The organism is Arachnia propionica, assembly GCF_900637725.1.
GTDB lineage: Bacteria > Actinomycetota > Actinomycetes > Propionibacteriales > Propionibacteriaceae > Arachnia > Arachnia propionica.
Map to the genome: position 1 here is coordinate 2,680,317 of NZ_LR134406.1, position 22,035 is coordinate 2,702,351.

The window sequence follows — 22,035 nt, forward strand, 5'->3', positions numbered from 1 at the left end:
TGTCGCAAATGTCAAACCCTGGGCGGACACGCTCCGCCCGACCGCCACCAACCCCGATCCAACCATCCGCCCGGACCACCATCCACACCCCCGGGGGGAACTCCTTGCCGCCTCGCCTCTGCGAAACGCGCACACCGGATGCACATCACCCACCGACTTCTCAACAGCCCAGAACGTTTTTCCAGGGCATCTCGGGCAAGCGAACCAAGCTTCTTTCACCCGAGAAGGCCAGTGACTTTCGACGACGCCACTAAAGCGGAGCTTTAAACTTTTGACAACCATCCAGTTCCATCGCCAAACTTCTAATATGACCGTACCGCTCAGGGCGCTGGAGACCAGCACCGGACCGCAAAACCAAAGGAAGACCATGTCGAGGATTGATCAGATCCATCAGAACCTGCAAAAGCTCGTCGCTCTAACCCCCGACCTCGAGGGCGCACTTCTCGTCACCCTCGACGGCCTGCCCATCGCTTCGGCCCTGGCCGGGGGTACCGACGAGGACCGCGTCGCCGCCATGGGTGCGGCCGCGCTGGCCACCGGCACCCGCGCCGTCAGCGAACTGAAACGCGGCGAGCTGGAGCAGGTCCTCGTGAAGGGCAGCGAAGGCTACATCGTCCACATCGCGGCCGGCCCCGAGGCCGTCCTGATCGGTATTTCGAACGGCTACGCGAAGCTCGGCATGATCCTCTTCGAGATGAAGGCGACTGCCAAGGACCTCGCTCGCGAACTCGCATGAAAACGTTGGAAGACATGACCTGCCCGGGGCAGGCCATGCAGTGGACCTACCACGACGGAAGCAGCCGTCAGGTGGTGGTCACCGATGTGGAGACCCGCTTCCCGACAGGCGAGTTGATCGTGTCACAGACCGACCGAGATGGTGTGATCACCACGTGCAACGAGGCGTTCGTCATCATGTCGGGATTCACCAAGGAAGAACTGATCGGGTCACCGCACTCTATCCTGCGCCACCCGGACATGCCCCGGGCCGCTTACGCGGACCTGTGGTCCACCGTCCAGCAGGGCAAGCGCTGGAGCGGATACGTGAAGAATCTCCGGGCTGACGGCGGCTACTATTGGGTCTACGCAACCGTGATCCCGAAGGTGCGCGACGGCGAGGTCGTCGGGCACACCTCCGTGCGACGCGAGCCGTCGCGGGACAAGGTGTCCGAAATGGAAAAGCTGTACACGGAAATGGTGAAGGCCGAGGGTCGATGAAATGACGTTGCAGTTCGCCATCAGTCCCGATGTGAACATCCAAAATGTCACGGACTGGTTCATTTTCAACACAAAGTTGCAGCGAATCACGGGCGAAGCCTTCCGCCCGACCTCCTACACGGATTTCGCGGACCTGCACGCCGCTTTCGAGGAGAACAGGGCGGACCTGGTCTATGCAAACGCAGCGGATACGGCATACCTCGTCCGGAACAAGGGATACCTTCCCGTCGCCTGGGCCAGTGGCATGGCGAAGGAAGCCACTGTGGCGGTTGCCGCCGACAGCGAGTTCCAGAAGGTCACGGATCTGACGGGTCCGCTGACCGCGGCGGCCACCGACGCCCCCGACGTCGAGAGGATCTGTCGCATTCTCCTGGAACCGGCAAACCTCAGTTACCCGGATATCGAGGTCTCTCTCAGACCCAATCCCGTGCTCGTCGCGAAAGCGGTCATGCAGGGTCAGGTGCCGGTCGGTTTCTTCCCGCAGGACGCCTACGATGAGTTGTCGTCGATGGTGAAGAAGCAGCTCCGGGAACTGATCCGGAGCCGCATCTACGTGGTGCACAGCAGCCTCCTCGCCAGCCCCGGAATCGCCCATCTCGTGGAGCCGATCTGGCATGGCCTGGAGCAGATGAGCGCCGATCCCGCCAATGCGGAGTTGCTCACCGCGCTGGGAGCCCCCCACGGCTGGGAGCGTCTGGGGCAGGAGGACACCGAGTTCATGATCGACCTCATGGGTGCACTGGCCCAGGAGGGATCCCCGAACCGGTAGCCACCAACAGCAACACCGCGGAGAAGCCCACGTACAGCGCCTCGGCCCCTCAGGGCCCGGGGCGCTGTGCTTTTGCAGTGCTTCTGTTCCCGACCTCGGCCGTGTCTTACGGGCGTTTCTCCGGTTGGGCAGCCCTCAACCGCCCTGTCTGCCTTTTTCGGTCAAATCCGGGTTGAGTGCCGTGCAACCGGGGGTTTCCGGTCGGCACCGACGACGCGCGGCGACACCCGGAAACACCGCGCGTGTGTTCAACCTGAAAAGGCTGTTCCCCGCGGGCCCTCGCGTGGCAGGGTACGTGGTATCGCCGATCCCACCGGGGCAACGAGAGCCAGGAGAAGACCATGTCTCAGCACTTCCGCCGTCGTCCGAATCTGTTTGCCGCCGCAGCACTGGCCGGAGGTCTACTGGTCGGCTGCTATCCACCGCTCGCCCCGGTTCCCGAAGCCACGATGACCACCTCAACGACGGCATCCGAGTCACCGAGCCCAACACCATCGCCAACCCCGGCTCCCAGCCCTGCCCGGACTCCGGTGCAGATTCCCGGCGCCTACCCGGGGGCAGGTGGCCCACGTCCCGAGAATGCAACCCCGGTCACCGCCGTCCATCAGGATGTGGCGACGATAATCAACCCAGCGGAGAACATCGGCTGCGACTTCTCCGACCAGCACTCGTACGTCGGTTGCGGGATCGACAGTTACGTCACGGACATGCCTTATGGTCGCGATCACGCAGGACCGAAATGGTGGGTGGAGATGTCCACGAGCGATTCTCCCGGCCTGGAGGAGCCCACGATCAAGTCCAAGAACAAGGCCCCCGCTTTCCAAAGACCGGAAACTCCCCCACAGGTGGTGCCGTACGGCACCGTCGTCTACCACGGCGACTACACGTGCGCATCCGAGCTGGCCGGCATGACCTGTTGGAACACGATCACCGGCCACGGCGCGTTCATGAGCAGCACGAACACGACGACGTTCTAGGTGTGATGTCCGGGCACGTTGGTCGGGTCACGATGCGACGAATCTGTTTGAGGTGTGGATCGGGGAAGGCCTCCCACAGTGGAGCGGAGCTGTCCAGGGAACCAGCACCACAACAAGAGGTCTTCCGGTGGCCCACGCCACCCATGCCAATGCTGTCCCCACACCCCGAGCTCGCTCGGTTGATCGTCGACGACAACTGGTCCATCCCACGCGCGGCCGAACGTTGTGATGTGTTCCGGCGCGCCGTGATCGATGACCACTCCCGCGTCGTCTGCGTCGAGGCCCGGGACGACCAGGCCCGAGAAGACGGCCGTCGAGGTCTTGCGCGATGCTGTGGTCTGGTTCCATGAGCGAGGCGTCACCGTCGAGCAGGTCCACACCTACAATCACCGCAGGCCCCACCCGTCACCAGGCCGATCAATCTCGCTGGACATCACACCTGGTCGCGTCTCACAGTGGGGAATCTTTTCGCCTTCCACCCAGCGGTACCCCATCCGGACTACGCTTCCCAGCGATGCCGGTTCGTCGCTGACGAGCCGGAACAAAGTGGTGTTCCGACCACCTCTATCGCTGTACCCGCTTCCATCCAATTCGAGAACAAGGAGTCGCGATGTCAAACAGCGCACAAGTCTCCGCCAAGGCGAGTTCGCTCGTCATCCGCAGCGCCATTGTCGCCGCCGTTGGCGGCCTGATTTTCGGTTTCGACACCGCCGTCATCTCCGGAGCCAACGCTGCGCTCAAAAAACAGTTCCACCTCGACGACGGGGGCCTCGGCGCCACCGTCGCCATCGCCACCGTCGGCACCATCATCGGCGCGCTCATCGGTGGCCGCTCTGCAGACCGCTTCGGCCGCCGCAAGCTGCTGTTCTTCATCGGCATCCTGTACGTACTCGGCGCCCTCGGAACGGCCCTGGCGCCCAGCCACCTGGTGCTCATGATCTTCCGCTTCATCGGCGGCATCGGCGTCGGCCTGTCGTCGGTGTGCGCGCCGATCTACACAGCGGAAATCGCCCCAGCGAGGGTCCGCGGCCGCCTCGTCGGCCTCGTCCAGTTCAACATCGTCCTCGGCATCCTCGTGGCCTATCTGTCGAACTACATCATCGATCTTATCGTCCACGACCAGGAGATCGCATGGCGTTGGATGCTCGGCGTGATGGTCGTCCCGTCGGTGCTGTTCCTCGTGTTCCTGATGACGGTTCCCGAAACGCCACGCTGGCTCATGGCCAAGGGCCACGAGGAAAAAGCGATCGCCATCAGCCGTCGCCTCTGCAACACCGTCGAGGAGTCCGACGAACAGATCCAGGAGATCCGCGACCAGCTCGCCTCCGCCGGGTCGCAGGCCACCTTGAGCCAGTTCTTCACGCGCCGCTACTTCAAGGTCATCGCCTTGGCGTTCTTCATCGCCATGTTCAACCAGCTCTCCGGCATCAACGCGATCCTGTACTACGCCCCCGAGGTCATGAAGCAGGCGGGTGCCGACGACAACGCGGCCCTGCTCATGTCCGTCGCCGTCGGCCTGATGAACCTGATCGCGACAATGGCCGCTTTGACCGTCATCGACCGCATCGGTCGTCGCTCCCTCATGATCGTCGGCTCCATCGGCTACCTGGTCTCGATGGGCTTCCTGACCGCTGTCATGTTCATGTTCCAGGGTCACTTCAACTCGACCTCGTCGACGCTGGTGCTGGTCGGCCTCCTGGTGTTCATCGCGGCGCATGCCTTCGGTCAAGGGTCGGTGATCTGGGTGTTCATCTCCGAGATCTTCCCGACGCGCGTGCGCGGCCTCGGTCAGTCCCTCGGCTCGCTGACCCACTGGGTATTCGCCGCGATCACGACCTACGCGTTCCCGCCGATCATCGGCGCTTGGGGTGGCGGCTGGGCGTTCTCCATCTTCCTGGTCTGCATGTTCGGTCAACTCGTCTGGGTGCTGACTAAGATGCCGGAAACCAAGGGCATCCCACTCGAGGAGATGGAAGACAAACTCGGCCTCAACAAGTAGCCGACCGACAAGGAGGTCCCCATGACTCAACCCAAGCCCGTCCTCTGCCTCGGCGAGGCGCTCATCGACGTCGTCATCCGCGACGACACCAGGAGTGAGCACGTCGGCGGCAGCCCCCTCAACGTCGCCTGCGTAATCACCAGCCTCGGCCGGCCCGCCCTGATCGGGGCCTGGTGGGGTCGCGACGACCACGGCAAACTGATCGAGGACTACGCCGCCGACCACGGCGTCGGGATCGTGCCCGGCAGCGACGGAGCCGCCAAGACATCGCTCGCGTACGCCCGCCTCAACGATGCCGGCAGCGCCGAGTACGAGTTCGACCTGTCGTGGGAGGTACCGCCGCTGCCCGCCCCGGAGGCGATCGCCCACCTCCACACCGGCAGCCTCGCCGCGACCCTTGAACCCGGCGGCACCCAGGTCCTGGAGGCGGCCCGCGCAATGTCTCAGGTCGGCACTGTCTCCTACGACCCCAACGCTCGTCCAGCGATCATGGAGTCCCCCGACAAGTCGCGCGGGCGCGTCGAGGAGCTCGTTGCGCTGGCCGATGTTGTCAAGGTCTCCGACGAGGACCTCGAGTGGCTCTACGGCAAGAGCACCCCCGTCGAGGAGGTCATGCGGCAGTGGCTGAAGCTCGGTCCGAGCCTGGTCATCGTCACCCGCGGCCCGTGGGGCATCTACGTCAAGCTCGCCTCCGCGCGCGACATGCTGGTGATCGACCCTCTCACCACTGACGTCGTCGACACCGTCGGCGCTGGCGACTCGTTCATGGGTGGCCTCATCTCGGGCCTGCTCGACGCCGACCTGCTCGGTAGCCGTGAGGCCAAGGGCCGGCTCCGGTCCGCAGGCTGGGACGACATCATGCCGGCGCTGCACCGGGCGACGATCACGTCGGGCCTGACGGTCCAGCGCGCGGGTGCCTACGCACCGACCCACGAGGAGGTCGCTGCGGTCAAGGCCAAGGACCTGCGTCTGGCCTGACCCAGAGTCGACGGCGAGAGCGTCCAGTCCTCGTCCTTCTCGGACTGGACGATCTCGCCGTCGGCGTTTTTCTTTGCCCACTTCTCGCGGCCCCGCTGCACGATCAGCTGATCAGCGGGCTTGATGACTGACGGGGCCCTGCCGTCGTAGTCGTGGATGTCGAGGAACAGGCGCAGGGTGTGGAGGAACTCGTCGTGCAGCACCAGGTCATCCAGCAACGCCCGGCCCGCCTCAAGATCGGTCCAGTGCCGAGCGGCCAGCCACGCTCGGAGCCCTCCATCATGTCGCCCTCCCACTCGGACTCGTCGATCCTTGGCCTTCCTCCTTTGGGCACGGCGCCAAACCGGGTTTGCGGCGCCGGAGAGCCGACAGGTCGATGACCTCCGCTGCTGGAGCATCATGTGGTTCTGGGTCGAGCTGCATCCAGTAGCGCACCAGGTGGGGGCACCGGCCAGCGCATTCCTCTGGTGAGGGGGTTGTGGCCCAGGTTTCGAGGGTTGGCAGCTGGTTGAGCCGGCCTGCTCGCTCTGCGAGCTGGTCGTGTCGAAACCCCTGGTGGTCGTGTCTTGGGAATTGCGGCGGACTCTGGTGGTTTCGAGGTGGACTGCTCCTTCGTCGCAGGCCGGCTCAACCAACTTCGGGGAGGCTGTGAATGAGCCTCCACTATTTACAGGACACGCCGCTAGGATGCTCCGGTGCCACGTCCTCGCCACAGCAGTTCGGATGCCGTCTCACTGGCCTGGAGCCCAGACGGGAAACGGATCGCGGTGGGTTCCGGGCAGGGCCTTTACATCCGGGATGCGACCGCCGGAAAGCTTCTCGCCCCGGAACCGGTGTGGTCGCTGGCCTGGCACCCCGATGGCGGCCGCGTGGTCACGGGGTCCTGGCAAGGCGCTGCCCGGGTCTGGGAAATCGCTTCGGGAAAGCTGCTCACCGCTCTGGATTCCAGCGATGCCACCCGCGCGGTGGCCTGGAGCCCCACCGGCACCAGGATCGCGACCGCAGGGGCGCCGCAGGAGGTGCATCTGTGGGATGCCTGCACCGGAACCCGCGCTGGTGGGCTCGGCACCAGCCACTGGAAAGGCATCCTGGCCCTTGCGTGGAGTCCAGGCGGTGACCGCCTGGCCACCGCGGGAGATGTCACCACCCAGGTCCTTGATGTCGCGACTGGCCGGGCGCTGCGGGTCCTGGAACACGGAGCCCACGTCTGCACCGTGACCTGGAGCTCCGACGGGAAACACCTGTTGACCACCACCGACGAAAACTGCCTGGCGAGCCTCTGGGATGCTGGAACGGGTGAGCTGTTGCGGACCTTCGGCTATCGGGAGCCGGTCGAGGACTGGTACCCGTTTCCCTGGGATGCCTCCTGGAGCCCCGACGGGAAGCGGATCCTGACCGCTCCCAGTCTCGAAGGTGTCCGGGTCTGGGAGGCCACCTCCGGGAAACTGATCCGCGCCCTCCAGGACCCGGGGGTCGAGGCCGTGGGTTGGGGTCCCGGAAGAAACCTCGTGGCCAGCACCACCGGCCGGGCGATCCGCTTCTGGGACACGGAAACCTGGGAGTGTTCCGCGAAGGTCCCGCTCACCGGCTCCCGCACCGCCCCGATGTGATGTCGTCGCTGGTCTTCACACGCCGGCTGCCGCATTCTCTTCCCGAGGGTTTTCACCCGCCTGCCCACGCTGGCCGTTCCCGAGCGCCCGGTTGCCGCGCACCGCGCGGATCTTCTCAGTTCGTCAAGGTCTGGGCGGTCACGAATCGAGGCGGCACCTCGTCGGCCAACCACACCTTGTCGTTGCCCTTGTAGAAGGGGATACCGGCGGCGTGGGCCGCTGTGGCGTCGATGTGCAGGACGACCGGGCGCGACGCGTGCCGCGACCCCACCGCCCACGCCATCTCGACATCTGTGGACAGGTGCACGAACTGCCGCGACATGGGCAGCAGCCCCTCGCGCATCACGCGTTCCAGGTTGTCCGGGGAGGTGCCGTGGTAGAGCAGGTCGGGCGGGGTGGTGGGGGTTCGTTCGATGCGTTCGGGCAGGGAGTGCCCGTAGATCGCCCGGATCCGGCCGTCGCGGATCTCGTGTCGCTGTTTGCTGGCCGCCGCCAGGGTCTCCTCAATGTCGGCGACTCCCACCGACTCCCAGCCCGGCCTGCTCCGCAGCGCCGCGACGACCTCCCCGAGACCCACCCAACCCTCGGGGTCGAGTTCCAGCCCGTAGCGACCGGGGTCGTGCCGCAGGGCGTGGGAGAGCACGCGGCTGAGTTCGGTGGATGGTTTCTTCATCAATGACTCCCGGGTGGTTCCTCGGCGACGACCCCGTCACCGCGCAGGAAGCATGCCACACCACTTCAAAGAGCGCGAGCCCGCCTCAGGGCCGCTTTCGCGATGCCGGGGAACCGGCCCTCCGGAATCCCAGCGACCCGTAGAGGCGGTGGGCCGCATCCGAGGTCCCCTCCCCCACCCGCAGGGACAGTTGGGCATCGCCCGCATTCCGGCAGGCGAGCATCGCGCCGGTCATCAGGGCCCGCCCGATTCCCCGGCCACGGAGTTGCGGATCGACGAACAGGTCGATGATGAAGGGCCCTTCGAGTCCCTCGTCCCAGATGGAACGCTCCACCGTCAGCACGGCCCCTGCGGGCCGGCCACCGGCCTCGGCCACGAGACTGGCCCCGGGACGGAGAACACCGTAGTCGCCCTCGAAGGTAGCGGCGATCTCCGAAATGGCCTCGGCGTGACTCCCGGCCCCGATCCCCGGGGGATAGCTGATCAGGTAGAGCCGGGCCAGCGGTTCGAGATCGTCGGTTCTGATGATCCGCGGCAACGGTTCGGGGAGGGCACGGGCCGGTAGGAGGGACAGATCAGCGGTGAGCAGGTCGGAGGGCATGACGGAATCCATTTCGTGACGGGACTGGCCGGGTGGGTTGGTGAACGGTGTCAGAAACGGATCACGCCCACGAGTCTAGGCCAGCATCGGAAGCGGGGCCACCATGCCCTGGCCGCGCTACGGACATCATCCGGATCTGTGCGCGCCCGGGGGAAGGAAAGACACGATCTGCTGGAACGGCCGCGGCAACAGGGTCCCGTTGAAGAAGGTTCCGCGAACGATGACCCTCCACCGCGGCCATCCGGTGGTGGCCCGGGGCGCGCACAACAACCCTGCGCAGTGGCGCCGGATCAGCGTCGATTTCTCTTTGCAGTGGGAGGATTTCATCATGCATCCCGTCGACCCACTGATCCTGGACGAATCACCTGAACGGGCCGGGGCCATCGCCGTCATCGACGCCCCGGGGCTCGTCACGGCCGCCCTGGAACGCAGCGGCGATGTGAGGGTTTGGTGCGACGACCTGCGTGACGCGCAGGCCGTGTCCGAGATCGATCCCGGCCTGCTCGTCTCCCATCCTGGTGAATTGCGCGGGGTGGATCTGGTGTGGGGGCATCTGCCGAAATCCCTGGCCGCTTTGGACGAACACTGCGCCAGCGTCCAGGGCGCCCCGGATGTGATGTTCCTCAGCGGGGCGAGGGTCAAGCACATGAACCGCTCCATGAACCAGGTGCTGGTCCGCCACTTCACGGCCGTCAACGCCAGCCTCGGGCGTTCCAAGTGCCGCGTGCTGCGGGCCTGGGGACCGAACCAGCTCGAAACCGAATGGCCCAAGGCCCGCCGCCATCCGGACCTCGGTCTGGTCCTCGTCGCGCACGGCGCCACCTTCAACGGCAACCGGATCGACGACGGCACCCGGCTCCTCCTGGATCACCTGGATCCCGGGGAAGGAACCGCGCTGGACCTGGGGTGCGGCAACGGGGTGATCGCCGCGGTCCTGGCCCGTCGAGGACTCGAGACAACCGCGATCGACGTCTCCTGGTCGGCGGTGGCTGCCACCCGCGCCACCGCTCAGGCCAATGGTCTCGACATCGAAGTCCGCTGGACCGACGGCCTGTCCGGTTTCCCCGACCACAGCTTCGACGTGATCGCCACCAATCCCCCTTTCCACCGGGGGCACGCCAAGGAGTCGGCACCCACCCTGCGGATGTTCGACGAGGCCGCCCGGGTGCTGCGTCCCGGCGGGCAGCTCTGGTGCGTGTTCAACTCCCATCTGCCGTGGCGCAGAGAGCTCGCCACCCGGATTGGTCGGACCAGGGTCGTAGCCCAGGACCGGAACTATCAACTGACGTTTACAAACCTGTGACCTGCCCACAGGAAGCGCGCACACAACACACAGGTAACGCACAGATTCCCGGAGTTCTCTATTTCCTGTAGCCAACGAAGCGAACAGGAGAGCCTCATGACGAACCAGGAGAACAACCACCCGGCCCACAACACCCAGGAGGGTCTGCCCGGGAATCCCTTCCGGAACGCAGCCGGCTCCCAACAGCCCGCTTCGCAGCCCGGCCAAGCCAATCCCCAAGCCGACCAGACCAGCCCCCAAACCGGTCAGGCGGCCTCCGGGCCCGAGCAGCCCGGCCAGGGCACCCCCACCTTCCAGCCCGCGGGAGCCCCCATGCACCAAGGTCCTCAAGGACCCCAAGCCGTTCAAGGCCCCCACATGGTCCAGAACCCCCAGGCGGGCCAAGGACCTGCCCCCGCCGCACCCCAACTCCCCTCCGGCGCGAACCAAGCGGCAGGGCCCTACTCCAACTCGGCCCCGGCACAGGCGCAGACCGCAACCGCGACGAAGAAACCCCGGAAGACCCGGAAGACCTTGGCGGCCTTCGTCGCCGTCGCCCTGCTGTCGGCCGGGGTGGGTGGGGGCAGCGCGATCGCCGCGAACCACTACCTGAACAGCAGCTCCAGCGGCTTTTCGACGGCCACCACCACCCAGGTGACGCAGGCCTCCGCGAACAGCCCCGACTGGACCGCGACGGCGGCCGCCATCAAGGACGCCGTGGTGGCGATCAAGGTCGAGGGCAGCAACAAACAAGGACAGGGTTCCGGTGTGATCATCGACGCCAAGGGCCACATCGTGACCAACAACCACGTGGTCTCCGGCGCGGGGCAGGGCGCCAAGCTCAGCGTCACCATCGGCGACAAGACCTACTCGGCCAAGGTCGTCGGCACCGATCCCTCCACCGACCTGGCCGTGCTGAAACTCGAGAACCCGCCGTCGAACCTGACGGTCGCGTCCTGGGGGGATTCCTCCAAGCTCAAGGTGGGGCAACCGGTGATGGCGGTCGGCAACCCGCTGGGGTTGTCCGACACGGTGACCACCGGCATCGTCTCCGCCCTGAACCGGCCCGTCACGACCCAAGCGGTCAACGACAACAGCGTCGACGACACCAATTTCAACAGCCAACGGGACAGCGACGTGGTGGTCACCTCCGCAATCCAGACCAACGCCGCCATCAACCCCGGCAACTCCGGTGGTGCGCTGGTGGATTCGTCCGGTGCGCTGGTGGGCATCACATCCTCCATCGCGTCGCTGGCCTCCAACGGTTCGTCCTCCGGCCAGTCCGGCAACATCGGGATCGGTTTCGCGATCCCGTCGGCCCAGGTCAAGTCCGTGGTGGAGCAACTCATCGCCAACGGCACCGTCAAGCACCCGCAACTGGGAATCCGGGCCAGCAACGGCACCTCCGGCACCCAGCTCGGCGCCAAGGTGGAGGACGTCACCCAGGGTTCTGCAGCCGCACAAGCTGGGCTGCAGAAGGGTGATCTCATCACAGCGATCGACGGCACCCCTGTGGTCGGTTCCGAATCCCTCGTGGCGCAGGTGCGCAGCTACGAGGTGGGGAAGGAGGTGACCCTGAAGGTACTCCGAGGCAGCGAAACCCTTGAACTGAAAGTGACCCTTGGAACTGCGAACTGAGAGGTCTTCCGACAATCGCTGCCGAGCCGGCGCCGTGGTCTCCCGCCCCACTCCGGGAGGCCACGGCGCCGGCCAGTATTTCCCGGTGACGTGACCGACGCATCCGCGGCATGGCCTAGGCCCGTCGCATGACTACCGCGCTGGGACACCTTGTCGTGGAGGGGCTGGGATCGATTCGACACGTCGAACTGGACCTGAGCACCGACGTCACGGTGCTCATCGGGGCCAACGGATCGGGCAAGTCGAATCTCGTCAGCGCCCTGGAGTTGGTGTCGCGCATCTGGGATGACTCCTTCCAGGAGTACCTGCGCCGCCGCGGGGGCGTGGACAATCTCCTCTTCGAGGGTGAACAGACCAGGGCGGATCGCATTCTCATCACCCTCATGTCCGGGTTCGATGAGCGGGACACCCGGAATGGTTACCGGGTGGCGCTCCGCCCCGACGAGGTGACCGGTTCGGGTCTGGCGGAGCTGCACGAATGGTTGCTCTTCCAGGCGGGACACGAGCGGCACCGCCCTTACGAGAAGAACCTGGGTTTCGGTTCCCGGAGCCGGGTTCGTGACATCACCGAGTCGGAGGATTCCGGGAAACTGCCGAACTTCGCCAGGTACGTGCGTCCCATCCTGGAGGGTTGTCGCGTTTTCCACTTCGACGACGTCTCCGGTCACGCGCCCGTGAAGGGATGGTCGACGGTCGGCGACGACCTGGCCCGGCGTTCCGATGCGGAGAACATCGCCGCCTACCTTCACAGGGTCAGCCGGGAACACCCCGGGCACTACAAGCGGATCGTGGCTGCCATCCGGCGCGTCACGCCTTTCTTCGACGATTTCGTTCTCAGACCCGATCCCTCGGAACGAATCCGGCTGCGTTGGAAGCAGCGGGACCTGGACCGCACCTTCCTGGCACGTGAGGCCAGCGATGGCACGCTGCGTTTCATCTGCCTGGCCGCCTTGTTGCTGGGGCCGGACCTTCCCGCGACGGTGGTCCTGGACGAGCCCGAGCTCGGGCTTCACCCGGCAGCGATCGACCTGCTCGCGGAGATGGCCCGCGTCGCGGGACGCAACGGCCACAGGGTCCTCCTGGCCACCCAGTCGGTGCCGCTGGTGTCCCACTTCGACCTGGGCGAGATCGTCGTCCTCGACAGGGTCGACGGCGCCACGGAGGCCTCACGTCCCGACGAGGCGTTCCTCGCGGCTTTCCTGGAGAACTACTCCACGGGCAACCTGTGGGAGATGAATCTCCTCGGGGGACGCCCCGCGAAAGCGGGGCTCGGCGCGATCCTGAACCGCTGCCCTACGTTCGCTGCCTGGTGGCAGGATCTGCTGTCCTGACCCTGAAAACCGGTTGAGCCGGGTCGCGATCACCCCTCTCCGAAGATGGTTGAGCCGGGGAGCGAGGACGAGCGACCCGAGTCGAAACCACCCCTTTGAAGTTGGTTGGGCCAGCTCGTGAGCGAAGCGAACGGCTTAGTCAAAACCACTACCGGCACCCAACGGGTAGAACCCGACCCCAAGTCCCCGGACACCCTCACCACGGTTTCGACACGCCCTACTCGCTGACGCTCGCAGGCCGGCTCAACCGGCTTGGGAATGAGGTGGTCTCGACGTACCCCGCTCGCCGACGCTCGTGAGGCTCGGTTCAACCGTCTTCGGGGCGAAACGGCCCGTCGCGCTTTGATTCGGATACCCTCGACGCCATGCGCGCCCGCCTGATCGCCCTGAACCCGGAGCCCGTCGACCTGCCCTTCGACGCTACCTGGCAGCCGCGGCCCTTCGGTCACGTTGCCCGCGCCGTCGTCGAGACCGACGATCCGGAACAGCTGCGCCTACGACTCCTGGAGGTCGCCTCGGGCGGGGTGGTCGCGGGTCCCCTCGCCGAGCAGCCGGCGCGTCTGGTGATGATGGACGTGGACTCCACCTTGACCACGACGGAGGCCATCGACCTGCTGGCGGAGCACGCCGGCACCGGGGAGCTCGTCGCCTCGATCACGGAACGGGCGATGCGTGGTGAGTTGGATTTCGCGGAGTCGCTGCGGGAGCGGGTCGCGACGCTGCAGGGCCTGCCGGTCCGGGTCTTCGACGAGGTCCTGCCCCGCATCACCTTGTCGCCGGGAGCGCGGGAGCTCGTCGCCGCCCTCCACGAGGCCGGGGTACTGGTGGGGGTCACCTCGGGTGGGTTCACCGCGCTCGTGGCTCCCCTGGCCGAGGAGCTGGGCCTTGATTTCTTCAACGCCAACGAGCTGGAGATCCGTGACAGGGCGCTCACGGGCCGGGTGATCGGAACGGTGGTGGATCGCGACCAGAAAGCCCGCGACCTCACCCGGTTCGCCGCGACGTCGCAGGTGCCATTGGAGCACGCGGTGGCGGTGGGCGACGGCGCCAACGACCTGGGCATGCTCGCCGCGGCCGGGCTCGGTGTGGCCTACCGGGCGAAACCCGTGACCGCCGCTCGGGCCGATGCGGTGATCAACTTCCCCCGGCTCGACGCGGTGACGGCCCTGGCCCTGCCCTGAGGAGCCCCGCGGGCAAGGCGGCACCTGGCTGGGCCACCATCCGGCAAAGCCGATACGCTTGCCTTGCATCCAAGTGCAGGTTTTCCAAGGAGGGAATATGTCAGGTCGGATTCACAACGAGGGTTTCCGCTCCAAGTTGATGTCCGCTGAGGACGCAGCCGCTCTGGTCGAGAACGGCTGGAACATCGGTTTCTCGGGCTTCACCGGTGCCGGGTACCCCAAGGAGTTCCCCAAGGCCCTCGCCGCGCGCATCGAAGCCGCGCACGAGAAGGGTGAGGAATTCCGCATCGGCATGTGGACCGGGGCCTCGACCGCACCTGAGCTCGACGGGGCGCTGGCCCGCACGGGGGGCGTCGCGTTCCGTGCGCCCTACCAGTCCGATCCCGAGATGCGCACCGCGATCAACAAGGGCATCACCAACTACTGCGACATCCATCTCTCGCACATGGGGCTGCAGGTGTCGCAGGGCTTCCTGGGCCCGCTGCACCTCGCCGTCGTCGAGGCCACCGCGATCACCGAGGACGGCGACATCGTGCCCTCCTCCTCGGTCGGCCTGAACCGCACCTATCTCGAGCAGGCCGACAAGGTCATCATCGAGGTCAACTCGTGGCAGTCCGAGGACCTGTTCGGCATGCACGACGTCTACTACCCCATCGGTGTCCTGCCCCCGAACCGTGGCGCGCTTCCCATCACCAGCACGGGCGACCGGATCGGCGACAAGGTGCTCAAGGTGGACGCCGACAAGGTGGTGGCGGTCGTCGAGACCAACGCCGCGGACCGCAACACCCCGTTCAAGCCCCTCGACGACGATTCCCGGGCGATCGCGGGCTACCTCCTGGACTTCCTGACCAACGAGGTCAAGCACGGCCGGCTGCCCGAGAACCTGCTGCCGTTGCAGTCGGGTGTGGGCAACATCGCCAACGCGGTGCTCGCGGGTCTGTTGGAGGGTCCGTTCGAGAACCTCACCTCCTACACCGAGGTGATCCAGGACGGCATGGTCGACCTGATCGACGCCGGTAAGGTCACCGTCGCCTCCGGTACCGCGTTCTCGTTGTCCCCGGAGGCCGCGGAGCGGATGAACGAGAAGGCCAGGTTCTACCGCGACCACATCATCCTGCGTCCCATGGATGTCTCCAACCATCCCGAGGTGATCCGCCGCATGGGTGTCATCGCCTGCAACGGCATGATCGAGGCCGACATCTACGGCAACGTGAACTCCACCCATGTCATGGGTTCGCGCATGATGAACGGCATCGGTGGTTCCGGTGACTTCACCCGCAACGGCTACTTCTCCTCGTTCGTGACCCCGTCGACGGCGAAGGGTGGCGCGATCTCCGCGATCGTCCCGATGGTCAGCCACGTCGACCACACCGAACACGACGTGGACGTCATCATCACCGAGCAGGGACTCGCGGACTTGCGTGGCCTGGCCCCGCGCCAGCGCGCCCAGGCGATCATCGAGAACTGCGCCCACCCGGACTTCAAGGAACCGCTGCGCGAGTACGTGAAACTGGCGGCGACGAAGGCCAACGGCCAGCAGACCCCGCACGACCTGGCGACGGCCCTCAACTGGCACGTGCGTTTCCTGGAGACCGGCTCCATGAAGTGACACCCGGGTCCTGAACGCCTGCGGATCCCCCGGCCCCCGAACGGGCCGGGGGATTTTCACATCCGGCGCACAGTCGTCGAGGTCGATCACCGGCCCCTTCAGGAAAGCCCCTGAATCATTCCTTTCCGAATCCGAAGCGCTCGGCCAGTTCGGCGGCGTATGCGAGCCACTCGTCCCGATCGTCGGGGTCGCAGTCGGCGTAGTAGAGGGCGACGTAGTAGGACATGCGTCCCAGCTCTTTGTTTTCTGGTTGTATCGCCAGCGCGTCGCGAAGGCTGATGGCTGCTTCTCGCCACAGGGGGATCCGCTCGGGGTCCTTGGTGGGCAGCAACTGGGCCAGTCGCGCTGCCGCAACCCCCAGATCCCACAGGGCTTGAAGATTCCCGGGCAGTTGCGCGGCCAGCTCCCGACTGATACGAAGGGACTCCTCATAAAGCTTCAAGGCCCGTCCGGGATCACTATTTTCCAGCATGCCCGCAACATTGATCAAAGCAACCGTGAGGTCCCGACGAGCCTGAAAATCACCCGACAACCGCTCAGCCAGGTCCCGACCGATACCAAGAGACTCCTCATACAACTCCAAAGCCTGCCCGGGATCACTATGCTTCAGCATGCCCGCAACATTCTCCAAAGAAATAGCAAGGTCCCGACGAGCCTGGAGATCCTCGGGCCAGGTTTCGACCAGGTAGCGGGTGACGGCGAGGGATCTCTGGTAGCTCTCTCGGGCTTGCGCAGGGTCGGTGTTTTGGAGCGCGTCGCCCAGCAGCGTATGAGCGAGGAAACTGGTTCGGGTGCTGGTGCCTGATAGGTGGGTGGTCAGGTTTTGCAGCATGGCTGTGATGCGGGTATCAGTCACATACCTCAAAGCAACCAAGCGGACAAAATCTGCAATGTGCCCAAGGAGTTCCGGTTTGCAGGTCAGAATGCCGGGCAGGGCGTCGGCGATGGAATCGATCTCCCACAATTCTGGTGCTTGTGTGAAATCTGTACCGAGCTTCTGGGCTCTTTGGATGATGAAATCATTCACCAGATCGGTTTCTTGTGGGTTTTGGGTTTTGATGTGGTCTGCGACGAGGCGGTGCATGCGGCCTGTTGTTCCGGGGTGGCGTTTCGGTGATCAGGTCGCGGCCTTCCAGGGTGCGGCGGATCCGGGTCCAGCGGCCCTTCAGGAACTGCGGTGTCGGCTCAAACACCTCCGGATTGGTCCGTTTGGTCAGTTCCTCCAGCCAGGGCCAGGGAATGGTGTCGGGTGGTATAGCGGCGGCCAGTCGAAGGACCTGCAAGGAGCCGGGGAGGGCGTGTTCCAGGTCGGTGAGTGACTGCTCGAGGATCACCGACAACAACTTCTCAACAGCGACGGTTCTGTCTCTGCTGATACAGGTCATCACCCAGGGCCCGGATCCGGGCCTCCGCGCCCTCCAGGGTTGGGGCGGCATCACGGGTGAACACATCTAAGGTCTTGACCCTGCATCTCCGTCACCCGGGCATGCCAGTCCCGATGCTCCTGATCGGGCTGGTCCTGTTCGGATGTGTCCTCCAGCAGCACCGGCACCAACCCTTCCCCGGTATCCGGGCCCGTCGGTTTGACCTCGTACTCCTGGAACTCCCACAAACAGAAATCGCTCTCGAAATAGGGTTTGGACACACACGCCATGAGCACCTCGGCCTCGCGAACCGCCCACGCCAACTGGGTCCGCCACTCCTCCCGAGTCCTCAGATCATGACGATCAAAGAACACCTCGAATCCGTCATCAAGAACCTGCCGGGCCTCCCGGCGCAGCGCCTCCACCAACTGCTCCACTCACCCCACGACATCATCCCGGCGGGAATAACTCACAAACACCGAATACCTGGGGTGCCCAGAAAGGGTGGGGTTCTCCGGATCCGTTGGCGGTATCGACACGACATCCTCCTGAGAATCGCTGAACAACCTTTACGAACCCTATTGACGGACAGAACCGCCGACGGCCCCGGACAGGTCAGCCCCACCCGCGGGTCGGGACCTTCTACCAGGCGCCAGAAATGGTTTCGACACAGCCGTTCGCTGACGCTCACGTGCTGGCTCAACCAGCTTTGTCCTATCCGAAGTTGGTTGAACCGACCAGCAAGCGCCAGCAAGCCGGTCGAGTCGAAACCACCGTGCACACATCCGAGAACTCGCGATCGGGCCTGTTATTCGACTGCAGGATGGTTTCGACACAGGCCGCTCCTTCGTCGCGACCCGGCTCAACCAGCTTTGTCCTGTCCGAAGTTGGTTGAGCCGACCAGCGAGCGCCAGCGAGCCAGTCGAGTCGAAACCACCGTGCACACATCCGAGAACTCGCGATCGGGCCTGTTGTTCAGCTGCCGGATGGTTTCGACACGGGCCGCTCGTCCCTCGCGACCCGGCTCAACCAGCTTCCGGGACGATGGGGTCAGGTTCCCAGCTGGTAGGTGCGGTGCCGTTGCCAGCGACCGGTTCCGGGCGGCGGACCGCTCCACAGTTCGACAGTGGTGCAGACCTGGCGGATCGGTAGTTTGCTGAGCACCTCGGCCTCAGCCGCTTTCAACTCAGAAAGGGGCGCGCGTTTGCCGATGGTGACGTGCGGGACGGCCCGTTCGGGAACGGCCCCGAAGGCGGGGTATTCGGGGAAGACCTCACGGATCCGGGTGACGAGGTTCGTCAGCACCGCCGCCTCGCTGGGCACGAGGTACACCGAATCCGTACCGAACCAGCCGGTGCTGGTGAAATCGATGTGGAACCGCCCGAAGTCACGCAGCACGTCGATCAGGGCGTCGTCGTCGTCCATCGACAAGTTGGTGGTGAACGGGTACAGCAGGTTGAGATGCGCCGAGACCCCGTCGGCGGCCGACGGGTCCAAACGCTCGCGTAGGGTCTGCAACGCCGGTTCCGTGTCCGAGCATTTCAGCATCAGCGCTGATTGCCGGCGCACCAGATAAGGCTTACGGACGGCTTGCATGAGGACATCTTATGTTTTTCACAGCATTTACGCGGCATTGGGCGGAGGCGAGTCGCGATGCGGGCGGCTCCCGGCGATCCGCGGGTTCGTGGAAGACTTGGGGCCCGTGAGCATCCGGGAGTACTGCAACCAGTTGAACACCGAACTCGTGGCCCTGCGCCGCGAACTCCACCAGATCCCCGAGGTGGGCCTCCACCTGCCGCTGACCCAAGCCAGGATCCTGAAAGCCCTCGAAGGGTTGCCGCTGGAGATCACACTGGGCAGGTCGCTGAGCAGCGTCGTCGCGGTGCTGCGCGGCACCGCCCCGGGCGGGGGCGAACGCCCCGTGGTGCTGCTGCGCGGCGACATGGACGCGCTGCCCGTGAAGGAACTGTCGGGCGAACCCTTCACCTCGACGAACGGGAACATGCACGCCTGCGGCCACGACCTGCACATGTCGCTGCTGGTGGGGGCGGTCAAGGCCCTCGTCGCGCACCGCGACGAACTGGCCGGGGACGTGATCTTCCAGTTCCAGCCGGGCGAGGAGAGCGTCAACGGCTGCCTCCACATGCTGAACGAAGGTCTCCTCGACGTCGCGGGCCGGCGCCCCGAGGCCGCCTGGGCCATTCACGTGTGGGCGGGTCTCGATCCCCTCGGCACCTTCTCCACCAAACCCGGCCCGGTGATGGCCAGCACCGACGAGATCAAGGTGCGGGTGATCGGGCGTGGCGGGCACGGCTCTGCCCCGCACCTGGCTGCCGACCCGGTTCCCGCGATGGCGGAGATGATCACCGCCACCCACGCCATGGTGACCAGACGGTTCAGCGTCTTCGATCCGGTGGTGGTCAGCGTCGGCCGGGTCCAGGCCGGTACCGTCGCGAACGTGATCCCGGAGGAGGCCTTCTTCGACGCCACGATGCGCACCTTCTCCGACGCCTCCCGGACGCGCCTGAAGCAGCTGTGGCCGGAGTTGCTGGAGGGCATCGCCCGCGCCCACGGCGTCGGGGTGGAAATCGAGGTGGTGGAGCAGTACCCCGTCACCGTCAACGACGACGCCGCCGCCGATCACGTCGCCGATGTGGTCCAGGAGCTGTTCGGCGAACACCGGCACGTCCGCTGGAGCGAGCCCCTGGCCGCGGCCGAGGACTTCTCCCGCATCCTGGAGACCGCACCCGGCTGCTTCATCGGGTTGTCGGCCTGCCTGCCGGAGCTGGATCCGGCCACGGCCCCGATGAACCACTCCGCCTACTGCCGGTTCGACGACTCGGTGGTCGCCGACGGCGCCGCCCTGCTGGCCGAACTGGCCCACAGGCACCTCGCGCCCTCCGCCCAGTAGTCTGGTCGGTGATGACCACCCAGCCGACACCTCCCACGCCCATCCCGTATCCCCCGGCGGCCCCCGCCCCCCAGGGCGCTGCGACACCCCGCCGACTCGTGGACGGCCCCCAACCCGACAGGGCCGCAGCCGTCGCCGCTGCCCCGCCCGTCCCGAAGGAGATCGCGACGCTACCGCCGTTACCGGTGCTGCGCCATGACGTGCCGCTGTCGAAGCGCACGGGGGAACCACCCCGCCCGTGGAGCGTGCTGGTGGGGTTGGTGCTGTTCTGCCTGGCGGCCGCCGCCGTGACTGCGGTCTATGCGCGACACTGGTGGCTTGCGGTGCATCCCAACACTTATTCGTCGTCGGCGCACCTGATCCAGTGGGTGGCCCCCGCCCCCGGTAAATGGTTGTCGCTGACTTTGGAGGGGGTACTGGCGCTCCTCCTGGTGCTGGTCGCGGGCGCTTGTGCCGTCGCCGGCTACCAGGCGTGGATCGGCTGGAGTTGGGCTCGGATCATCTCGGTGGCGTCGCTGGCCCTGACGGGGGTCGCGGTTCTGCTGTTCGACCTGTGGGCCCTGGTCGGGGTCGGTTTGGCTCTGCTGGGTGCGGTGTGTGTGTTCCTGCCCGACACGACCCGCTATTTCCGGTATTTCGCTACCCATCGGGCGAAGCTGGAGGAAACCTACCGGACCCCGGAGAGAATCTTCTACGGTCGCCTGCCGCGTTTCCGCTAGTTTCGGAGGGCTGACGACGAGGGGTGTCTCGGCGAAGCCGGTTGAGCCGGACAGCGACGAAGGAGCAGCCCGAGTCGAAACCACCCGACCACAAGTCCCCGGACACCCACGACATGGTTTCGACACGACCAGCTCGCAGAGCGAGCAGGCCGGCTCAACCAACTTCAGGGAGGGCAAAGCCGGTTGAGCCGGACCGCGACGAAGAAGCAGCCCGAGTCGAAACCACCCGACCACAAGTCCCCGGACACCCACGACACGGTTTCGACACGACCAGCTCGCAGAGCGAGCAGGCCGGCTCAACCAACTTCAGGATGGGGTTTCGACTCGACCCCGGCTCAACCAGCTGGGATCCCCTTGAAGGGATCAGCTGGAGGCGCGGACCTCGCCCTTGGGCCAGGTCTGCTTGATGAAGTCCTTGACCTGCTGGCTGTGCAGCAGTTCGTCGAGCTTCTTCACGCCCTGGTTGGTGTTGTCCTCACGCCACACGAGGATGTTGGCGTAGGGGTTGTTCTCCACCTGCTCGGCCAGCAGCGCGTTGCTGGTGTCCAGGTTCGCGCTGAGGATGAAGTTGGAGTTCACGAAGACCAGGTCGAAGGCGGGATCGTCCAACAGCTGCACGTTGATCTCGGGCTGGTTCTCCTTGAAGTCGAGGCCGCGGGGATTCTGCTCGGCGGTCAGGTTGAGAACTGTGGAGTCCTTGGTGAGATTCTTCAGCAGGCCGGCCTGCTCCAGCAGTTTGAGGGCACGGTATTGGTTCGTCACGTCGCTGTTGATGGCGACGACCGCTCCGTCGGGCACCGTGGAAAGGTCGGTGTGTTTCTTGGAGAACACGGACATGGGTTCGATGTGGATTCCCTCTCCGTGGGCGAACTTGTAGCCCTTGTCCCTCATCTCGTCTTCCAGGTAGGGCAGGTGCTGGAAGTAGTTGGCGTCCAGGGAACCGTCGTTCAGGGACGAGTTCGGGAGCACGTAGTCGTCGAACTCCTTGATCTCGATCTCGATCCCGGCCTCCGCCGCGAGGTTGTCGCGGACGTATTCGAGGATCTTGGCGTGAGGCACGGGACTGGCCCCGACCCTCACCTTGGTTTTGTCCGACGAACTTCCGCCACCGCAGGCGGTCAGTGTCAGGATCGCGGCCAACAAGGCCGCCAGCAGGGACAGGTGTTTACGCATAATGG

21 protein-coding genes are annotated in these 22,035 nt (G+C 65.5%); 14 read left to right on the forward strand and 7 right to left on the reverse strand.

The features are described 5' to 3' along the window. Window positions 1-367: 367 nt before the first annotated feature. The 6 genes from EL272_RS12000 to EL272_RS12025 all read left to right on the forward strand — a co-directional run bounded on the left by EL272_RS12000 (window position 368) and on the right by EL272_RS12025 (window position 5,938). Window positions 368-736, forward strand: coding sequence for a roadblock/LC7 domain-containing protein (locus tag EL272_RS12000; protein WP_014847467.1), 369 nt, complete (start codon window positions 368-370; stop codon window positions 734-736). Beyond that, window positions 733-1,215: a PAS domain-containing protein gene (locus EL272_RS12005; RefSeq protein WP_051015041.1), complete on the forward strand. Its 483-nt coding sequence runs from the start codon at window positions 733-735 to the stop codon at window positions 1,213-1,215. Before EL272_RS12000 ends, EL272_RS12005 begins: the two co-directional genes overlap by 4 nt. Window position 1,216: 1 nt before the next feature. After that, entirely contained in the window at window positions 1,217-1,984 is a 768-nt protein-coding gene (locus tag EL272_RS12010) for a PhnD/SsuA/transferrin family substrate-binding protein (RefSeq protein WP_041696668.1), read from the forward strand. 341 nt (window positions 1,985-2,325) lie between these two features. Further along, entirely contained in the window at window positions 2,326-2,961 is a 636-nt protein-coding gene (locus EL272_RS12015) for a hypothetical protein (protein WP_126409440.1), read from the forward strand. A gap of 610 nt (window positions 2,962-3,571) precedes the next feature. Beyond that, on the forward strand, window positions 3,572-4,960 hold the full coding sequence (locus tag EL272_RS12020) for a sugar porter family MFS transporter (protein WP_014847472.1): 1,389 nt from the start codon (window positions 3,572-3,574) through the stop codon (window positions 4,958-4,960). Window positions 4,961-4,981: 21 nt separating this feature from the next. Then, window positions 4,982-5,938 carry a carbohydrate kinase family protein gene (locus EL272_RS12025; RefSeq protein WP_014847473.1) on the forward strand — a complete coding sequence of 319 codons (957 nt, stop codon included), beginning with the start codon at window positions 4,982-4,984 and terminating at the stop codon, window positions 5,936-5,938. Here EL272_RS12025 and EL272_RS15515 read toward each other — a convergent pair. Continuing rightward, the gene (locus EL272_RS15515) at window positions 5,878-6,234 is read right to left on the reverse strand and encodes a hypothetical protein (protein WP_174525748.1); all 357 of its coding nucleotides are present in this window, start codon (window positions 6,232-6,234) and stop codon (window positions 5,878-5,880) included. The genes EL272_RS12025 and EL272_RS15515 overlap by 61 nt on opposite strands. Before the next feature lie 399 nt (window positions 6,235-6,633). On the opposite strand from EL272_RS15515, the gene EL272_RS12035 reads away from it, so the two are divergent. Further along, entirely contained in the window at window positions 6,634-7,548 is a 915-nt protein-coding gene (locus EL272_RS12035) for a WD40 repeat domain-containing protein (protein WP_014847474.1), read from the forward strand. Between the two features lie 115 nt (window positions 7,549-7,663). Here EL272_RS12035 and EL272_RS12040 read toward each other — a convergent pair whose 3' ends face one another. Together EL272_RS12040 and EL272_RS12045 are read right to left on the reverse strand one after the other, a co-directional pair. Then, entirely contained in the window at window positions 7,664-8,221 is a 558-nt protein-coding gene (locus EL272_RS12040) for an RNA 2'-phosphotransferase (protein ID WP_061788006.1), read from the reverse strand. An 85-nt stretch (window positions 8,222-8,306) separates the two neighbouring features. Beyond that, window positions 8,307-8,822: a GNAT family N-acetyltransferase gene (locus tag EL272_RS12045; RefSeq protein WP_014847475.1), complete on the reverse strand. Its 516-nt coding sequence runs from the start codon at window positions 8,820-8,822 to the stop codon at window positions 8,307-8,309. A 220-nt stretch (window positions 8,823-9,042) separates the two neighbouring features. Here EL272_RS12045 and EL272_RS12050 point away from each other — a divergent pair, with 220 nt between their 5' ends. The 5 genes from EL272_RS12050 to EL272_RS12070 all read left to right on the forward strand — a co-directional run bounded on the left by EL272_RS12050 (window position 9,043) and on the right by EL272_RS12070 (window position 15,863). Continuing rightward, window positions 9,043-10,125, forward strand: coding sequence for a class I SAM-dependent methyltransferase (locus tag EL272_RS12050; protein WP_061788007.1), 1,083 nt, complete (start codon window positions 9,043-9,045; stop codon window positions 10,123-10,125). Window positions 10,126-10,221: 96 nt separating this feature from the next. Continuing rightward, complete coding sequence (locus tag EL272_RS12055; RefSeq protein ID WP_244926077.1) at window positions 10,222-11,742, forward strand: S1C family serine protease; 1,521 nt, start codon at window positions 10,222-10,224, stop codon at window positions 11,740-11,742. Between the two features lie 128 nt (window positions 11,743-11,870). After that, complete coding sequence (locus EL272_RS12060; protein WP_061788008.1) at window positions 11,871-13,073, forward strand: AAA family ATPase; 1,203 nt, start codon at window positions 11,871-11,873, stop codon at window positions 13,071-13,073. Between the two features lie 365 nt (window positions 13,074-13,438). Next, window positions 13,439-14,254: a phosphoserine phosphatase SerB gene (gene serB, locus EL272_RS12065; protein WP_014847479.1), complete on the forward strand. Its 816-nt coding sequence runs from the start codon at window positions 13,439-13,441 to the stop codon at window positions 14,252-14,254. 97 nt (window positions 14,255-14,351) lie between these two features. Then, window positions 14,352-15,863, forward strand: coding sequence for a succinyl-CoA:acetate CoA-transferase ScpC (locus EL272_RS12070; RefSeq protein ID WP_014847480.1), 1,512 nt, complete (start codon window positions 14,352-14,354; stop codon window positions 15,861-15,863). Window positions 15,864-15,978: 115 nt separating this feature from the next. Here EL272_RS12070 and EL272_RS12075 read toward each other — a convergent pair whose 3' ends face one another. From EL272_RS12075 to EL272_RS12085, 3 genes are all read right to left on the reverse strand, one after another. Continuing rightward, on the reverse strand, window positions 15,979-16,947 hold the full coding sequence (locus EL272_RS12075) for a tetratricopeptide repeat protein (RefSeq protein ID WP_061788009.1): 969 nt from the start codon (window positions 16,945-16,947) through the stop codon (window positions 15,979-15,981). Window positions 16,948-17,298: 351 nt separating this feature from the next. Beyond that, a complete protein-coding gene (locus EL272_RS12080; RefSeq protein ID WP_041696675.1) occupies window positions 17,299-17,664 on the reverse strand; it encodes a toll/interleukin-1 receptor domain-containing protein in 366 nt (121 codons plus the stop codon). 613 nt (window positions 17,665-18,277) lie between these two features. Beyond that, complete coding sequence (locus tag EL272_RS12085) at window positions 18,278-18,823, reverse strand: 2'-5' RNA ligase family protein (protein ID WP_082793880.1); 546 nt, start codon at window positions 18,821-18,823, stop codon at window positions 18,278-18,280. Between the two features lie 106 nt (window positions 18,824-18,929). Here EL272_RS12085 and EL272_RS12090 point away from each other — a divergent pair, with 106 nt between their 5' ends. Both EL272_RS12090 and EL272_RS12095 read left to right on the forward strand, forming a co-directional pair. Next, the gene (locus EL272_RS12090) at window positions 18,930-20,138 is read left to right on the forward strand and encodes a M20 metallopeptidase family protein (protein ID WP_061788011.1); all 1,209 of its coding nucleotides are present in this window, start codon (window positions 18,930-18,932) and stop codon (window positions 20,136-20,138) included. An 11-nt stretch (window positions 20,139-20,149) separates the two neighbouring features. After that, window positions 20,150-20,857 (forward strand): hypothetical protein, encoded by a 708-nt coding sequence (locus EL272_RS12095; RefSeq protein ID WP_123824137.1) that lies wholly within the window; start codon window positions 20,150-20,152, stop codon window positions 20,855-20,857. A gap of 363 nt (window positions 20,858-21,220) precedes the next feature. Here the strand turns inward: EL272_RS12095 and EL272_RS12100 are convergent, their stop codons facing one another. After that, window positions 21,221-22,030 carry a MetQ/NlpA family ABC transporter substrate-binding protein gene (locus EL272_RS12100; protein WP_014847485.1) on the reverse strand — a complete coding sequence of 270 codons (810 nt, stop codon included), beginning with the start codon at window positions 22,028-22,030 and terminating at the stop codon, window positions 21,221-21,223. Between the last annotated feature and the right edge of the window lie 5 nt (window positions 22,031-22,035).

Excerpts from the sequence above, each read along its gene's own strand:
- EL272_RS12000 (WP_014847467.1), top strand. The coding sequence starts at position 368 with ATGTCGAGGATTGATCAGATCCATCAGAACCTGCAAAAGCTCGTCGCT.
- EL272_RS12005 (WP_051015041.1), top strand. The coding sequence starts at position 733 with ATGAAAACGTTGGAAGACATGACCTGCCCGGGGCAGGCCATGCAGTGG.
- EL272_RS12010 (WP_041696668.1), top strand. The coding sequence starts at position 1,217 with ATGACGTTGCAGTTCGCCATCAGTCCCGATGTGAACATCCAAAATGTC.
- EL272_RS12015 (WP_126409440.1), top strand. The coding sequence starts at position 2,326 with ATGTCTCAGCACTTCCGCCGTCGTCCGAATCTGTTTGCCGCCGCAGCA.
- EL272_RS12020 (WP_014847472.1), top strand. The coding sequence starts at position 3,572 with ATGTCAAACAGCGCACAAGTCTCCGCCAAGGCGAGTTCGCTCGTCATC.
- EL272_RS12025 (WP_014847473.1), top strand. The coding sequence starts at position 4,982 with ATGACTCAACCCAAGCCCGTCCTCTGCCTCGGCGAGGCGCTCATCGAC.
- EL272_RS12040 (WP_061788006.1), bottom strand. The coding sequence starts at position 8,221 with ATGAAGAAACCATCCACCGAACTCAGCCGCGTGCTCTCCCACGCCCTG.
- EL272_RS12045 (WP_014847475.1), bottom strand. The coding sequence starts at position 8,822 with ATGCCCTCCGACCTGCTCACCGCTGATCTGTCCCTCCTACCGGCCCGT.
- EL272_RS12050 (WP_061788007.1), top strand. The coding sequence starts at position 9,043 with ATGACCCTCCACCGCGGCCATCCGGTGGTGGCCCGGGGCGCGCACAAC.
- EL272_RS12055 (WP_244926077.1), top strand. The coding sequence starts at position 10,222 with ATGACGAACCAGGAGAACAACCACCCGGCCCACAACACCCAGGAGGGT.
- EL272_RS12060 (WP_061788008.1), top strand. The coding sequence starts at position 11,871 with ATGACTACCGCGCTGGGACACCTTGTCGTGGAGGGGCTGGGATCGATT.
- serB (WP_014847479.1), top strand. The coding sequence starts at position 13,439 with ATGCGCGCCCGCCTGATCGCCCTGAACCCGGAGCCCGTCGACCTGCCC.
- EL272_RS12070 (WP_014847480.1), top strand. The coding sequence starts at position 14,352 with ATGTCAGGTCGGATTCACAACGAGGGTTTCCGCTCCAAGTTGATGTCC.
- EL272_RS12075 (WP_061788009.1), bottom strand. The coding sequence starts at position 16,947 with ATGCACCGCCTCGTCGCAGACCACATCAAAACCCAAAACCCACAAGAA.
- EL272_RS12085 (WP_082793880.1), bottom strand. The coding sequence starts at position 18,823 with ATGCAAGCCGTCCGTAAGCCTTATCTGGTGCGCCGGCAATCAGCGCTG.
- EL272_RS12095 (WP_123824137.1), top strand. The coding sequence starts at position 20,150 with ATGACCACCCAGCCGACACCTCCCACGCCCATCCCGTATCCCCCGGCG.
- EL272_RS12100 (WP_014847485.1), bottom strand. The coding sequence starts at position 22,030 with ATGCGTAAACACCTGTCCCTGCTGGCGGCCTTGTTGGCCGCGATCCTG.